This window comes from Actinoplanes sp. NPDC021490, from assembly GCF_055562135.1.
Genome location: NZ_JBVHFW010000018.1, coordinates 96,129 through 111,051, shown reverse-complemented (window position 1 = coordinate 111,051; position 14,923 = coordinate 96,129). Strand labels below are relative to the sequence as shown.

At 70.0% G+C, this 14,923-nt stretch carries 13 protein-coding genes; 11 read left to right on the top strand and 2 right to left on the bottom strand.

The features are described from left to right. Positions 1 to 17 precede the first annotated feature (17 nt). Positions 18 to 1,340, bottom strand: a complete 1,323-nt coding sequence (locus tag ACZ3I4_RS36720) for an aminotransferase class I/II-fold pyridoxal phosphate-dependent enzyme (RefSeq protein ID WP_465386702.1) — start codon at positions 1,338 to 1,340, stop codon at positions 18 to 20. Positions 1,341 to 1,398: 58 nt separating this feature from the next. Between ACZ3I4_RS36720 and ACZ3I4_RS36715 the strand changes: the two genes are divergently transcribed. The 10 genes from ACZ3I4_RS36715 to ACZ3I4_RS36670 all read left to right on the top strand — a co-directional run bounded on the left by ACZ3I4_RS36715 (position 1,399) and on the right by ACZ3I4_RS36670 (position 12,086). Continuing rightward, a complete protein-coding gene (locus ACZ3I4_RS36715) occupies positions 1,399 to 2,886 on the top strand; it encodes a CoA-acylating methylmalonate-semialdehyde dehydrogenase (protein ID WP_465386701.1) in 1,488 nt (495 codons plus the stop codon). Continuing rightward, positions 2,883 to 4,220, top strand: a complete 1,338-nt coding sequence (locus ACZ3I4_RS36710) for an aminotransferase class III-fold pyridoxal phosphate-dependent enzyme (RefSeq protein ID WP_465386700.1) — start codon at positions 2,883 to 2,885, stop codon at positions 4,218 to 4,220. The genes ACZ3I4_RS36715 and ACZ3I4_RS36710 overlap by 4 nt, the downstream gene beginning before the upstream one ends. 160 nt (positions 4,221 to 4,380) lie before the next feature. After that, complete coding sequence (locus ACZ3I4_RS36705) at positions 4,381 to 5,820, top strand: aminobutyraldehyde dehydrogenase (RefSeq protein WP_465386699.1); 1,440 nt, start codon at positions 4,381 to 4,383, stop codon at positions 5,818 to 5,820. 39 nt (positions 5,821 to 5,859) lie between these two features. Continuing rightward, positions 5,860 to 7,014 carry an ABC transporter ATP-binding protein gene (locus tag ACZ3I4_RS36700; protein WP_465386698.1) on the top strand — a complete coding sequence of 385 codons (1,155 nt, stop codon included), beginning with the start codon at positions 5,860 to 5,862 and terminating at the stop codon, positions 7,012 to 7,014. After that, complete coding sequence (locus ACZ3I4_RS36695) at positions 7,015 to 8,268, top strand: polyamine ABC transporter substrate-binding protein (RefSeq protein WP_465386697.1); 1,254 nt, start codon at positions 7,015 to 7,017, stop codon at positions 8,266 to 8,268. 1 nt (position 8,269) lies between these two features. Then, the gene (locus tag ACZ3I4_RS36690) at positions 8,270 to 9,133 is read left to right on the top strand and encodes an ABC transporter permease (RefSeq protein WP_465386696.1); all 864 of its coding nucleotides are present in this window, start codon (positions 8,270 to 8,272) and stop codon (positions 9,131 to 9,133) included. Next, positions 9,130 to 9,987 (top strand): ABC transporter permease, encoded by an 858-nt coding sequence (locus tag ACZ3I4_RS36685; RefSeq protein WP_465386695.1) that lies wholly within the window; start codon positions 9,130 to 9,132, stop codon positions 9,985 to 9,987. The genes ACZ3I4_RS36690 and ACZ3I4_RS36685 overlap by 4 nt, the downstream gene beginning before the upstream one ends. Positions 9,988 to 9,990: 3 nt before the next feature. Further along, positions 9,991 to 11,364 (top strand): NAD(P)/FAD-dependent oxidoreductase, encoded by a 1,374-nt coding sequence (locus ACZ3I4_RS36680; RefSeq protein WP_465386843.1) that lies wholly within the window; start codon positions 9,991 to 9,993, stop codon positions 11,362 to 11,364. 123 nt (positions 11,365 to 11,487) lie between these two features. Next, positions 11,488 to 11,715, top strand: a complete 228-nt coding sequence (locus ACZ3I4_RS36675; protein WP_465386842.1) for a type II toxin-antitoxin system Phd/YefM family antitoxin — start codon at positions 11,488 to 11,490, stop codon at positions 11,713 to 11,715. Further along, positions 11,712 to 12,086, top strand: coding sequence for a type II toxin-antitoxin system VapC family toxin (locus tag ACZ3I4_RS36670; protein WP_465386694.1), 375 nt, complete (start codon positions 11,712 to 11,714; stop codon positions 12,084 to 12,086). The genes ACZ3I4_RS36675 and ACZ3I4_RS36670 overlap by 4 nt, the downstream gene beginning before the upstream one ends. A 1-nt stretch (position 12,087) precedes the next feature. Here ACZ3I4_RS36670 and ACZ3I4_RS36665 read toward each other — a convergent pair whose 3' ends face one another. Beyond that, positions 12,088 to 13,512, bottom strand: coding sequence for an aldehyde dehydrogenase family protein (locus ACZ3I4_RS36665; RefSeq protein WP_465386693.1), 1,425 nt, complete (start codon positions 13,510 to 13,512; stop codon positions 12,088 to 12,090). A gap of 106 nt (positions 13,513 to 13,618) precedes the next feature. Here ACZ3I4_RS36665 and gabT point away from each other — a divergent pair, with 106 nt between their 5' ends. Beyond that, positions 13,619 to 14,911, top strand: coding sequence for a 4-aminobutyrate--2-oxoglutarate transaminase (gabT, locus tag ACZ3I4_RS36660; protein WP_465386692.1), 1,293 nt, complete (start codon positions 13,619 to 13,621; stop codon positions 14,909 to 14,911). Positions 14,912 to 14,923: the final 12 nt, after the last annotated feature.

Sequence of the window (14,923 nt, the reverse complement as noted above, 5' to 3'; positions counted from 1 at the left end):
GGACTAGTAGTCCCACGTCAACGTGCGACGGACAAGGCCGGGGAGCGGGCGGCGTCGGCCAGGTGGGTGGCGATGGCCTCGTGGTCGGTGGCTATCAGGCCCACGGTGACGCGCAGGTGGGGGGTGGAGGCGCCGGCCGTGAAGGCGGTGCCCGCCGCCGCGGCCAGGCCGTTGCTGGCCAGGGAGATCAGGGCGGCCTGTTCGTCGGCCACGGGCAGCCACAGGTTGAGGCCGTCGCCGGGTGGCAGCGAGATGCCGTGAGCGGCGAGCGCGGTCACGATCAGGCGACGGCGGCGGGCGTACTCGTCGCGGGCGGCGGCGACCGCGGCCACCGAGGCGGGGTCGGTCAGCAGGGTCAGCAGCAGGTGCTGCAGGAGGCGGCTCGTCCAGCCCTGGCCCAGCAGCCGCCGCTCCAGGATCGGGTCGAGGACGGCGGCGGGGGCCGAGACCGCGGCCAGACGCAGGTCGGGGCCGTGGGACTTGGAGAAGCTGCGGACGTGGACGGTCTGCCGGGGCAGGTGCGAACCGAGCGAGTGCAGGCCGGCCGAGGACACGTCGCCGGCCGAGTCGTCCTCCACGGCGTACACGTGCGGGGTCCGGGAGAGCGCCCGGGCCAGCGCGGCCGCCCGCGAGGACGACCAGGAGGCGCCGGTCGGGTTGAGCGCGCGCGGCTGGAGGAAGACGGCGGCCGGGCGCTGGGTGAGCGCCGCCTCCAGCGAGCCGGGGAGCATGCCGAGCGCGTCCGTCTCGGCCCCGATCACCTGGACGCCGAGCGACTCCAGCAGATCGAGCAGGGGCGGGAAGCACGGATTTTCGACCACCGCGCGGTCGCCCAGGCGCAGCAGCGACGACGCCACGTGGTCGACCGCGTCCATCGCGCCGTCGAAGATCGCCAGCCGTTCGCCCGGGTAGGGCCACCGGTCGCGCAGCAGCGACGCCAGGCCGGGCAGCACCGGCTCGTCCAGATAGCTCGTCGGGGCGGGGGAGAGGCCGGCCAGCGCGGGCAGCGACGGCAGCAGGCGCGCGTCCGGTACGCCGGTCGACAGGTCCAGCGCGAACCCGGAACGCCCGCGCAGGGCCGCACGGTAGCGGCCCGGCCCGTCGGCCCGGGAGGAGGCGACGACCGTACCGCGACGTCCGTCGGTCTGGATGGTTCCGGCCCGGCGCAGAAGCTGCCAGGCTGCGCTGACCGTGGTCGGCGACATGTGCAGTTCGGCGGCCACCGCGCGTACGGGGGGAAGCTTGCTGCCCGGAAGCAGGACGCCGTCGCCGACCGCGCGCCCGACGGCCTCGGCCAGGCCCTTGGCCGAGACATCGGTCAGCCGGAGGTCTGAAAACACTTTGTGACAGTACGTTCCGAGCATTGTTCGGTCTACAGCTGTTACGTAATCTCCGAGCATGAATCGCATCGCGCACTGGATCGGGGGCGCCGAGCGCCCCGGCACGTCGGGCCGGGTCGGGCCCGTCTTCAACCCCGCCACCGGCGAGCAGACCGCCGAGGTCGACCTGGCGTCGGCCGACGAGGTCGCGCAGGCCGTCGCGGTCGCCGCCGAGGCCGCGAAGCAGTGGCGTTCGGCCTCGCTGTCGAAGCGTTCGGCGGTGCTGTTCAAGTTCCGCGAGCTGCTGGCCGAGCGGAGCGGCGAGCTGGCTGCCATCATCACCAGCGAGCACGGCAAGGTGCTGTCCGACGCGGCCGGCGAGGTGGCCCGGGGGCTGGAGAACGCCGAGTTCGCGACCGGCATCCCGCACCTGATGAAGGGCTCGTTCTCGGAGCAGGCGGCGACCGGCGTCGACGTCTATTCGATCAAGCAGCCGCTCGGTGTGGTCGCCGGCATCACCCCGTTCAACTTCCCGGCCATGGTGCCGCTGTGGATGTGCACCACGGCGATCGCGGCCGGCAACGCGTTCGTGCTCAAGCCCAGCGAGAAGGACCCGTCCTCGTCGCTGTTCCTGGCCCGCCTGTGGCAGGAGGCCGGCCTGCCCGAGGGCGTCTTCACGGTCGTGCACGGCGACAAGGAGGCGGTCGACGCGATCCTCACCAGCCCGGACATCGCCGCGGTGAGCTTCGTCGGCTCGACCCCGATCGCCAAGTACATCTACGAGACCGGCACCGCGCACGGCAAGCGGGTGCAGGCCCTCGGCGGCGCCAAGAACCACATGCTGGTGCTGCCCGACGCCGAGCTCGACGCGGCCGCCGACGCCGCGGTCAACGCCGCGTACGGCTCGGCCGGCGAACGCTGCATGGCCGTGTCGGTCGTCGTCGCCGTCGGGGACATCGCCGACCCGCTGGTCAACGCGATCGCCGCCCGCCTGCCCAAGCTGCGCATCGGTGACGGCACCGACCCCGAGTCGCAGATGGGCCCGCTGATCACCGCCCAGCACCGGGAGAAGGTCGCCGGCTACATCGCCAAGGGGGCCGCCGAGGGCGCCACCGTGGTCGCCGACGGCCGCGAGGCGGAGGTGCCGGGCGACGGGTACTTCCTGGGGGTCACGCTGCTCGACAACGTCAAGCCGGACATGGACGTCTACCTGGACGAGATCTTCGGCCCGGTGCTGGCCGTCGTGCGCGCCGAGACGTACGCGGAAGCGGTTGCTCTGATCAATGACAACGAGTACGGCAACGGCACCGCCATCTTCACCCGGGACGGCGGCGCGGCCCGGCAGTTCCAGTTCGACGTGAACGCGGGCATGGTCGGCGTCAACGTGCCGATCCCGGTGCCGGTGGCCTACTACTCGTTCGGCGGCTGGAAGTCCTCGCTGTTCGGCGACACCCACATGTACGGGCCGGACGGCATCCACTTCTTCACCCGCTCCAAGGTCGTCACCTCCCGCTGGCCCGACCCGGGGACGTCGGCGATCGACCTCGGCTTCCCGACGAACCGATGAGCGCGGAGACCGTACGCGCGGACGACCGCGCCCACGTCTTCCACAGCTGGTCGGCGCAGGGCTCGATCAACCCGCTGCCGGTGGAGAAGGCCCTGGGGTCCTACTTCTGGGACTACGACGGCCACCGGTTCCTCGACTTCTCGTCGCAGCTGGTCAACATGAACATCGGCCACCAGCACCCGAGGCTCGTCGCGGCGATCCAGGAGCAGGCGGCCAAGCTGTGCACGATTCAGCCGGCCTTCGCCAACGACAAGCGCGGCGAGGCGGCCCGGCTGATCAGCGAGCTCGCCCCCGGCCCGCTCAACAAGGTGTTCTTCACCAACGGCGGCGCCGAGGCCAACGAGAACGCGATCCGGCTGGCTCGCGGCCACACCGGCCGGCACAAGGTGCTCTCGGCCTACCGCAGCTATCACGGCTCGACGGCGACCGCGATCACGGCGACCGGCGACCCGCGCCGCTGGGCCAACGAGCCGGTCGCCGTCGGCGTGGTGCACTTCTGGGGCCCGTACGCGTACCGCTCGCCCTTCTATTCGGAGAACGCCGGGCAGGAGAGCGAGCGGGCACTCAAGCACTTGCGCGACACGATCGTCTTCGAGGGCGCGGGCACGATCGCCGCCGTCCTGCTGGAGACGGTGGTCGGCACCAACGGCATCCTGGTGCCGCCGCCGGGCTATCTGCGCGGAGTCCGCGAGCTCTGCGACGAGTTCGGGATCGTGTTCATCGCCGACGAGGTGATGGCCGGCTTCGGGCGCTGCGGCGAGTGGTTCGCCGTGGACCGCTGGGGTGTCACCCCCGATCTGATCACCTTTGCCAAGGGGGTCAACTCCGGTTATCTCCCGCTCGGCGGCGTCATCATCTCGGACGAGATCGCCGAGACGTTCCGGGAGCGGCCGTTCCCCGGTGGGCTGACATATTCGGGCCATCCGCTGGCTTGCGCGTCGGCCGTCGCCTCCATTGAGATCTTCAAGGAGGAGGGAATCGTCGAGCACGCCCGGGCGATCGGCGACGACGTGATCGCGCCCGGCCTGGCCGAGCTGGCCGCAAAGCATCCGAGCGTGGGCGAGGTCCGCGGGCTGGGGGTCTTCTGGGCGATCGAGCTCGTGCGGGACCGCGCCACCCGCGAGCCGCTCGTGCCGTTCAACGCCTCCGGCGCCGACGCCGGGCCGATGACCGAGCTGGCCACGGCCTGCAAGGAAGGCGGGCTGTGGCCGTTCACCCACTTCAACCGGGTGCATGTCGTGCCGCCCTGCACGGTCACCGCCGACGAGGTGCGTGAGGGACTGTCTATCCTCGACGGCGCCCTCTCGGTGGCCGACAGGTATTACCGCGGATAACCGAGGATTGCGTAGCTCCCACCGGCGGTCCGCCCCTGATTCCGTTTCGAGTTTGGAAATTAGTTTCGGATTCCCTTGTCTTCCGTCCTCCGCGTGTGTCAAGGTCTCGCAGTCGTTTGTGTGGGAGCTGTCACAAGCCCTCTATCGGAGGTCCTATTCCGTGAGCGTCGCGCTGCCCGTTCTGCGTAACTTCGTCGGTGGCGAATATGCCGAAACCGCAGATGGGGCCACCTCGCAGGTCATCGACCCGAGCACCGGGGAGGCGTACGCGCTCGCACCGGTCTCGTCCGAGCGGGACGTGGCGGCGGCGATGACGGCGGCGGAAAGCGGCTTCGAGGCCTGGCGCGACGCCACCCCGGCCGAACGGCAGCGCGCGATGTTGCGGATCGCCGACGCGGTCGAGGCCCGGGCCGGCGAGATCATCGCGGCCGAGTGCCGGAACACCGGCAAGCCGGTCGAGGCCACCCGGGCCGAGGAGATGGGCCCGCTGCTGGACGAGCTGCGCTTCTTCGCGGGCGCGGCACGCATCCTGGAAGGCAAGTCCGCGGGGGAGTATCTGCGCGACCACACCTCGTACGTGCGGCGCGAGCCGATCGGCGTGTGCGCGCAGATCACCCCGTGGAACTACCCGATGGTCATGGCGGTCTGGAAGTTCGCCCCGGCCATCGCCGCCGGCAACTCGGTGGTGCTCAAGCCCTCGGACACCACCCCGGTGAGCACGCTGCTGCTGGCCGAGATCGCCGCCGAGTTCCTGCCGCCGGGCGTGCTCAACGTCGTCTGCGGAGACCGCGGCACCGGCCGGGCCGTGGTCGCCCACCCGGCCCCGCAGCTGGTTTCGATCACCGGGTCGACCCGGGCCGGCATGGAGGTCGCGGTCTCGGCCGCCGCCGACCTCAAGCGGGCCCACCTCGAGCTGGGCGGCAAGGCCCCGGTCATCGTGTTCGACGACGCCGACATCGCCGCCACCGCCCGGGCCATCGCCGGCGCCGGCTACTTCAACGCCGGGCAGGACTGCACGGCGGCCACCCGGGTGCTCGTGCACGGCCGGGTCGCCGCCGACTTCACCGACGCGCTGGCCGAGGCGGCCCGCAACACCAGGGTCGGCGGGCCCGACGACCCCGAAGCGTTCTTCGGGCCCGTCAACAATGCCGGCCAGCTGGCCCGGGTGCAGGGCTTCCTCGAGCGCGCGCCCGGCCATGCGAGCATCGTCGCCGGCGGCAAGCGGATCGGCGAGCGCGGCTACTTCCTCGAGCCGACCGTGGTGGCCGGCCTGCGCCAGCGCGACGAGATGGTCCAGGACGAGGTGTTCGGCCCGGTCATCACCGTCCAGCAGTTCGACGACGAGGACGCCGCCGTCCGCTGGGCCAACGACGTGCGGTTCGGCCTGAGCGCGAGCGTGTGGACGCAGAACCACGGGCGCGCGATGCGGGTGTCGCGCCGGCTCGACTTCGGCGCCGTCTGGATCAACACGCATCTTCCGTTCGTGTCCGAGATGCCGCACGGCGGGTTCGGTCACTCCGGCTACGGCAAGGACCTTTCGATGTACGGGTTCGAGGAGTACACCCGGATCAAGCACGTGATGAGTTACCTCGGCTCCTGAGCCCGGTAGCGCTGGACCCCCGATAGACAGAGGAACGCCATGACCACCCCCCAGCACAGCGCCGTACGCGCCCGGACGGCGGCAACCGGCGACACCCCGGCGATCGAGTTCGTCGGCGTGAACAAGAACTACCTGTCGCACGGCGAGACCGTGCCGGCCGTCAAGCGGACCGACCTGGCGATCGGGCAGGGTGAGTTCTTCTCGCTGCTGGGCCCGTCCGGCTGCGGCAAGACGACGACGATGCGCATGATCGCGGGCTTCGAGGAGCCGACCGCGGGCAAGGTCTTCCTCGACGGCCAGGACGTCACCGGCGTGGCCGCCAACAAGCGCGACGTCAACATGGTGTTCCAGTCGTACGCCCTGTTCCCGCACCTCAACACGTACCAGAACGTCTCCTTCGGTCTGGAGCGCAAGAAGGTCGCCAAGAGCGAGATCGGCCGCCGGGTGGGCGAGATCCTCGAGATCGTCTCGCTGACCGGCATGGAGAAGCGCACGCCCAGGGAGATGTCGGGCGGCCAGCAGCAGCGGGTCGCGCTGGCCCGGGCGCTGGTCAACCGCCCGCGGGCGCTGCTGTTGGACGAGCCGCTGGGCGCGCTCGACCTCAAACTGCGCCAGCAGATGCAGATCGAACTCAAGCGGATCCAGCGCGAGGTCGGCATCACCTTCGTCTACGTCACCCACGACCAGGGCGAGGCGCTGACGATGTCGGACCGGATCGCGGTCATGAACGCCGGCGTGATCGAGCAGCTGGGCTCGCCGCGCGAGATCTACGAGCGGCCGGCGAGCCGGTTCGTGGCCGGCTTCATCGGCACCTCGAACGTCGTCGAGGGGCACGTCGAGCGGGTCGAGGGCGGGCTGGCCCTGCTCACCTATACGACGCAGGACCGGGTGGTCGTGCCGGTGGCGCAGCCGGTGCGCACCGGCGACAAGCTCGAGGTGTCGATCCGTCCGGAGAAGATCGATCTGCACCGGGGGGTCCCGCCGGTCACCGCCACCGGCGGCAGTGTGCTCTCGGGCACAGTGACCGAGGTTGTTTATCACGGAACTTCAACGAATTACACCGTAGCCACCGCGGCCGGCGCGGACTTTACTGTCTTCGATCAAAATGCATCGAACGCCGAGGATCTTGCGGTCCGCGGTGATCGTGTCTACCTCACCTGGGCCCCCCAGCACTCATATCTGATCGGAGTCTGAATGTCCGCGTCGAACTTCTCCGACCCCTCCCTCCTCCGTGGTCTGACCCAGCGTCGCTTCGGTCGTCGGGACGCGCTTCGGCTCTCCGGACTCGCCACCCTCGGTGGCGCCCTCGCCGCCTGCGGCGTACAGGGTCAGGGCACGCAGGCGCCGGCCAGCGCCGAGCCCGACGCCGTGGCCAAGTTCTGGAACGGCAAGGTCCAGAACAACACGCTCAACTTCGCGAACTGGCCGCTCTACATGGACCCGAAGCAGCCCGAGCTCAAGAAGTTCACCAAGCAGACCGGCATCAAGGTGAAGTACGACGAGGCCATCCAGGAGATGGGTCCCTGGTTCGCCAAGGTGCAGCCGCAGCTGTCGGCCGGCCAGTCCATCGGGTACGACCTGATGGTCATCACCAACAGCTTCCAGTTCACGCAGTTCCGCGACTCGGGCTTCCTGGCCCCGCTCGACCACTCGAAGCTGCCGAACTACGCCAAGAACGCCGGCGCCGCGTACAAGAAGGAAGCCTTCGACCCGGGCAACGCCTACTCGATCCCGTGGGCCTCGGGCATGACCGGCATCGCGTACGACATCAACAAGACCGGCCGCGAGATCACCAAGCTGGCCGACCTGTGGGACCCGAAGTTCAAGGGCAAGGTCGGCATGTTCTCCGACATTCAGGAGCTCGGCAACTTCGGCCTGATGGCGATCGGCGTCGACCCGGCCAAGTCGACCGCGGCCGACTGGGAGAAGGCGGCCGAGCACCTGCGCAAGCAGAAGGACGCCGACATCGTCCGCAACTACTACGACCAGGGCTACATCGACGCGCTGGGCAGCGGCGAGGTCTGGCTGACCCAGGCTTGGTCGGGCGACATCTTCCAGAAGAACATCTCCGACAACTCGGACTTCCGGTTCGTGATCCCCGAAGAGGGCGGCACGATCTGGACCGACAACATGACCATCCCGATCACGGCCACGAACCCGGTCGACGCGATCACGCTGATGGACTTCTTCTACGACATCGAGAACGCGGCCACGATCGCCGAGTACATCAACTACGTCTGCCCGGTGCCCGCCGCGCAGCCGGTCATCCGCACCCACGCCGGCAAGACGACCGGTGAGGACAAGGACGCCCTGCTCGCCGTCGCGGACTCCAAACTGGTGTTCCCGACCGCCACCGAGTACGACAAGCTGAGCTACTACGTAGCGTTCGAGGCCACGTCCGAGCAGCAGAAGTTCCAGAAGACCTTCGAACCTATCGTGCTGGGATGACATGAACCGCGTCAAACAAAAGATCGCGCCCTACCTGCTGGTTCTGCCCGGCGGAATCTGGTTGCTGGTCTTCTTCGCGGTGCCGATGGTCGCGATGCTGTCGCTCTCCCTCCAGGAGGGCGACATCGTCCACGGCTACCGCTTCACCGGCCACTGGCAGACCTACACGGAGGCCATCTCCGCGTACGACACGCAGCTCATCCGGTCGCTCGTCTACGGCGCCATCGCGACGATCGTCCTGGTCGTGCTGGCGTTCCCGGTGGCGTACTGGATCGCCTTCTACGGCGGCCGGCGCAAGCCGACGTACCTGTTCCTGATCCTGCTGCCGTTCTTCGTCTCGTTCGTTCTCCGCACGATCTCGTGGCGGCAGATCCTGACCGACGAGGGTCCGGTGCTGAGCCCGCTGCGCGACGCGGGCCTGATCGGCCAGTCGTTCCACATCCTCGGCACGCCGTTCGCGGTGATCGCCGGGCTGGTCTACAACTTCCTGCCGTTCATGGTGCTGCCGATCTATGTGGCGCTGGAGCGGATCGACCCGCGGGTGGTCGAGGCGGCACGGGACCTGTACGCCAACCCGGCCACCACGTTCCGCAAGGTGGTCTTCCCGCTCGCCCTGCCCGGGGTGTTCGCCGGCGTGCTGATGACCTTCGTGCCGGCCAGCTCCGACTACGTCAACTCCGAGGTGCTGGGCAGCTCCGAGACCACGATGATCGGCCAGGTCATCCAGGCCCAGTTCCTGGAGAACTCCGACTATCCGACCGCGTCGGCGCTCTCCTTCGTGCTGATGTTCGTGCTGCTGATCGGCGTTTTCACGTACGCACGCATCCTCGGCACCGAGGACGTCATGAAGGTGGCCGCCCGATGACCGCACCGACGCTCGATCGTCAGCAGTCCGCGCCGGTGGACGAGGCCACGCGGATCAAGCCGAAACGCCGGATCACCGGGGGCGGGCTGCTCCACACGTGGACCTGGCTGATCATCGCCTGGCTCGCCCTGCCGATCGCCGTGATGATCCTGTTCGGCTTCAACGACACCCCCGGCCGCTACAACCAGACCTGGTCCGGGTTCACGTTCAAGTGGTACGGGCGGCTCTTCGAATACCCGGACCTGACGAGGGCCCTGATCACCTCGATCGTCATCGCGATCGTGGCCAGCCTGCTCTCCGGCGCGCTGGGCACGGGCATCGGCTACGCGCTGGGCCGCTACCGGTTCCGCGGCTCCGGCTCGCTCAACCTGATCATGTTCGCGACGATGTCCTCGCCCGAGCTGATCATGGGGGCGTCGCTGCTCAGCCTGTTCGTCTCGGTCGGCGCCGGCCCCGGCCCGGTGACGATCACGATCGCGCACGTGATGTTCTCGATCTCGTTCGTGGCCGTCGTCGTGCGCGCCCGCGTGATGACGCTGGACCGCTCGATCGAGGAGGCCGCGGCCGACCTGGGCGCGAACGGGTGGACCACGTTCTGGAAGGTCACCTTCCCGATCATCCTGCCCGCGGTCTTCTCCGGCGTGCTGCTGGCGTTCGCCCTGTCGATCGACGACTTCATCGTCACCGCCTTCACCGCCGGCACCACCAAGACGTTCCCGCTGTGGATCTGGGGCGCCACCCGCGTCGGCATCCCGCCGCAGGTCAACGTCATGGGCACGCTCATCTTCGCGGTCGGCGTCTTCTTCGCGCTGTTCGCCAACATCCGGTCGTCGAGCAAGGCTAAGCGGGATTGATAACTGGTGCCTTCATCGCTGAAGGATGCGACGACTGAGCCCTACTGGCTCACCCAGGCCGGGGCGCCGGCCCCGGCCGCCCCGCTCGACGGGATCGGGACCGCCGACCTGGCGGTGGTCGGGGCCGGATACAGCGGACTGTGGACGGCCCTGATGGCCAAGGAACGCGACCCCGGCCGCGACGTGGTGGTGATCGAGGCCGGGACCGCGGGCTGGGCGGCGTCCGGCCGCAACGGCGGGTTCTGCTCGGCCTCGCTCACCCACGGATACGCCAACGGCGTCAGCCGCTTCCCGCACGAGATGGTCACGCTGGAGAAACTGGGCCGGCAGAACCTCGACGAGATCGCGGCGACCGTGGAGCGCTACGGCATCGAGTGCGATTTCTCCCGTACGGGGGAACTGAGCGTCGCCACCGAGGACTGGCAACTGCTGGACATGCGCTCGGAGCTGCGCCCCGGTGTGGAACTGCTCGACCGTGAGCAGGTGCGGGCCGAGGTCGACTCGCCGACGTACCTGGGCGGGGTCTGGGACCGCGAGGGCTGCGCGATGATCGACCCGGCGCGGCTGGTCTGGGGTCTGCGCGAGGCCTGCCGGTCGCTGGGCGTGCGCTTCCACGAGCAGTCGCCGGTGGAGCGTCTCGCCCCGCACGGGGCCGGGATGCGGCTGCACACCTGGCGCGGCCGGCTCGACGTGGCCAAGGTGGCGCTGGCCACCGGGGCGCACGGCAAGCTGCTGCGGCGGCTGGGCCATTTCGTGGTGCCGGTGTACGACTACGTGCTGATGACCGAGCCGCTGTCGCAGGCTCAGCTGGCCTCGATCGGCTGGCGGCACCGTCAGGGCATCGGCGACGCGGCCAACCAGTTCCACTACTACCGGCTGACCGCGGACAACCGGATCCTGTGGGGCGGCTACGACGCCGTCTACTACAACGGCGGCCGCATCGATCCCGCGCACGACCAGCGCGACGCGACGTTCGAGCTGCTGGCGTCCCACTTCTTCGCGACGTTCCCGCAGCTCGAGGGTGTGCGCTTCAGCCACAAGTGGGGCGGCGTGATCGACACGTGCAGCCGGTTCAGCAGCTTCTTCGGCACGGCCCACGGCGGCCGGGTGGCGTACGCGGCCGGCTACACCGGGCTGGGCGTGGGCGCCACCCGCTTCGGCGCGAACGTCATGCTCGACCTGCTCGCCGGCGCCCGCACCGAACGCACGTCGCTCAAGATGGTGCGCAGCAAACCGGTGCCGTTCCCGCCGGAGCCGGTGCGCTCGGGCGTCATCCAGCTCACCCGCTGGTCGATAGCCCAGGCCGACCGCAACGCCGGCCGCCGCAATCTGTGGTTGCGCACCCTCGACCGGGTGGGCCTGGGCTTCGACTCCTGACCGCGGCGCCGCGGCCACGATTGGTGACCTTGGCCAGACCGGACTAAGCTCTTAGCTAACCGCGGAGGTGGTGCCGTGCCGGCCGAGTTTTCCCATTTCGCCCAGGGTGAGGTCCACTTCAACATGCACGAGGCCAAGACTCATCTGTCTCGCATCATCGAGCGTGTGGAACAGGGCGAAGAGATCATCATTGACCGGGCCGGTGTGCCCGTGGCCAAGGTGGTGCCGCTCGTGCGCCGCGTCAATCGCACCGGCATCGGCTCTCTCGCCGGGCAGGTCGACCTCTCCGGCGACTGGGACTCGCCCGAGACGAACGCCGAGGTCGCCGGCGATTTCGGGATCGGCGGATGAGTCTCCTGCTCGACACGCATGTCGCGCTGTGGGCCATCACCGGCGACGCGACGCTGAGCGCGGAGTTCCTGGACCGTCTGCGGCACGACCCCGACGTCCATCTGTCCCCGGTGTCGCTGTGGGAGATCACGATCAAACAGGCGGCGGGCAAGCTCGGCGGCCCGGCCGACCTGGCCGAGCGGATCGCCGGTCTCGGTTTCCGCGAGCTCGGCGTCACCCACCGGCACGCGATCGCGGCGGGGCGGCTTCCCCCGCACCACCGCGATCCGTTCGACCGCATGCTCGTCGCGCAGGCCTCGGTCGACGGCCTGACGCTGGCCTCCCGGGATGCCGCGATGAGCCTCTACGACGTCGACCTTTTGAAGGTGTGAGTCAGAGGGCCAGTCCGGTCAGGACCATGACGCGGGGCTCGGTGTAATCGTCCATCGCGCTGGCCACGCCCTCCCGGCCGGAACCGCTGGCCTTCACCCCGCCGTACGGCATCTGGTCGGCCCGGAAGCTGGGGACGTCGCCGATGATGACGCCGCCCACCTGCAGGCGGCGCGACGCCTCGAAGGCCAGGTCCAGGCGGCGGGTGAAGACGCCGGCCTGCAAGCCGTACGCGGAGTCGTTGATCGCGTCCAGGCCGGCCTCGTCGGAGTCGACCGCGGTGAGCACCAGCACCGGGCCGAAGACCTCGTCGGCGCAGACCTTGGCGTCGGCGGGCACGTCGGTCAGCACCGTGGGGGCGATCGTGGTGCCCGTCCGGGCGCCGCCGGTCAGGACGCGGGCGCCGCTCGTCACGGCCTCGGCGATCCACTGCTCGATGCGGTCGGCGGCCCGCGAGTCGATCACCGGTCCGACGTCCGTGGCCTCGTCGCGCGGATCGCCCGTACGCAGGGCCGACACGGCCTCCAGCAGCAGCGGGGTGAACGCTTCCAGATGCGAGCGGTGCACGAAGACCCGCTGCACGGCGATGCAGCTCTGGCCGGCCTGGTAGTTGCCGAACGTGGCGATCCGCCGGGCCGCGAACGCGAGGTCGTCCCAGTCCGCGGCGACCAGCGCGGCCGCGTTGCCGCCGAGCTCGAGCGTCACGTGCTTGCGGGGCGCGGCGTCCTGGATCAGCGCGCCGACCGGGCCGCTGCCGGTGAACGACACCACCGGCAGCCGCGGGTCCTTGACCAGCTCGGCGGTGCGCTCGTTGGGCAGCGGCAGAACCGAGAACATCCCGTACGGGAGGTCGAGGCCGGCCAGGATCTCGCCCAGCAGCAGGGCCGTCAGGGGAGTGGCGGGCGCCGGCTTGCAGATGATCGGCGCGCCGACGGCCAGGGCCGGCGCGACCTTGTGGGCGACCAGGTTGAGCGGGAAGTTGAACGGCGCGATGCCCAGCACGGGCCCGCGCGGCACCCGGCGGACCAGAGCGATCCGGCCGGCCGCGGCGGGATCGGTGTCCAGGCGCTGCAGCTCGCCGGAGAACCGGCGGGCCTCCTCGGCGGCCCAGCGGAACGTGGACACGGCCCGCGCGACCTCGGCCCGGGCCCACTTGACCGGCTTGCCGTTCTCGGCGGTGATCAGGGCCGCGAACTCGGCGGCGCGGCGGCCGATCTGCCGGCTGATCTCGTCGAGGGCGCCGGCCCGGTCGGCGGCGGACAGGGCGGCGGCCGGGCCGGTGGCCGACACGGCCGCCGCCACCGCCTCCTCGACCTGCTCGGCGGTGGCGTTCGACGTCTCGCCGACCACCTGCGTGTCGTACGGGTGACGCACGGTGAGGACGTCCGCGCTGCTGGCCGGCTTCCCGGCAACGTAGAAGGGGATCACGGCCCGGACCCTACCCGCAGACGTAACACGGAAATAGTTGTCGGGCCTCTTGCATGCGACGGAATCAGTGAAATGATCGGGGCCACAAGCCCGAAGGAGTTGAGCCATGCCCACGTCGGCCGAGTTGCACAAGCGCCGGGCCGCGGTCGTCGCCCGCGGGGTCAGCAGCATGGTCCCGTCCTACGTGAGCAGCGCCGCCGGCGGCACGATGACCGATGTGGACGGCCGCGAGTGGATCGACTTCGCGGCGGGGATCGCCGTCACCAACGTCGGCAACGCCGCCCCCCGGGTCGTCGCGGCGGTGCAGGCTCAGGTCGAGCGTTTCACCCATACCTGCTTCATGATCGCCCCGTACGAGCAGTACGTCGCGGTGTGCGAGGAGCTGGCGGCGCTCACTCCGGGTGACTTCGAGAAGCGCTCGGCCCTGTTCAACTCGGGCGCCGAGGCGGTCGAGAACGCGGTGAAGATCGCGCGGCACGCCACCGGGCGTCAGGCCGTCGTCGTGTTCGACCACGCCTACCACGGCCGCACGAACCTGACGATGGCGCTCACCGCCAAGGTCATGCCGTACAAGCAGGGCTTCGGCCCGTTCGCCGGAGAGATCTACCGCGTGCCGATGTCCTACCCGCTGCGCGACGGCCGCGGCGGGGCCGAGGCGGCGGCGTACGCGATCGGGCAGATCGAGAAGACGGTGGGCGCGAGCAACGTCGCCGCCGTGCTGATCGAGCCGATCCAGGGCGAGGGCGGTTTCGTCGTGCCCGCCGACGGGTTCCTGCCGGCCATCGCGGCCTGGAGCAAGGCGGCCGGCGCGGTGTTCATCGCCGACGAGATCCAGACGGGCTTCTGCCGTACGGGGGAATGGTTCGCCTCGTCGCACGAGGGTGTCGAACCGGATCTGATCACCACGGCCAAGGGCATCGCCGGCGGGCTGCCGCTGGCCGCGGTCACCGGACGCGCCGAGATCATGGACGCCGTGCACCCGGGCGGGCTCGGGGGCACGTACGGGGGGAACCCGATCGCCTGCGCCGCCGCGCTCGCCTCGATCGAGACCATGCGGGAACTCGATCTGGCCGCCGCCGCCCTCCGCATCGAGTCGATCGCGCGGCCCCGCCTGGAGGCTCTCGCGGCCAAGCATCCCGCGATCGCCGAGGTGCGCGGACGCGGCGCGATGCTCGCCCTCGAGGTCGTGATACCCGGCGAGGACGGCCCGGCAGGCCCGGCGCCGGACGCCGCAGCCACCGCCGCGGTCGCCCGGACCGCGCACGAGCTGGGCCTGCTCCTGCTCACCTGCGGCACCTACGGCAACGTGATCCGGCTGCTGCCGCCGCTGATTATCTCCGACGACGAGCTCGATCGCGGACTCACGTTGCTCGAACAAGCCTTCTCCGTCGTTCAGTAAAAGTTCAGGAGC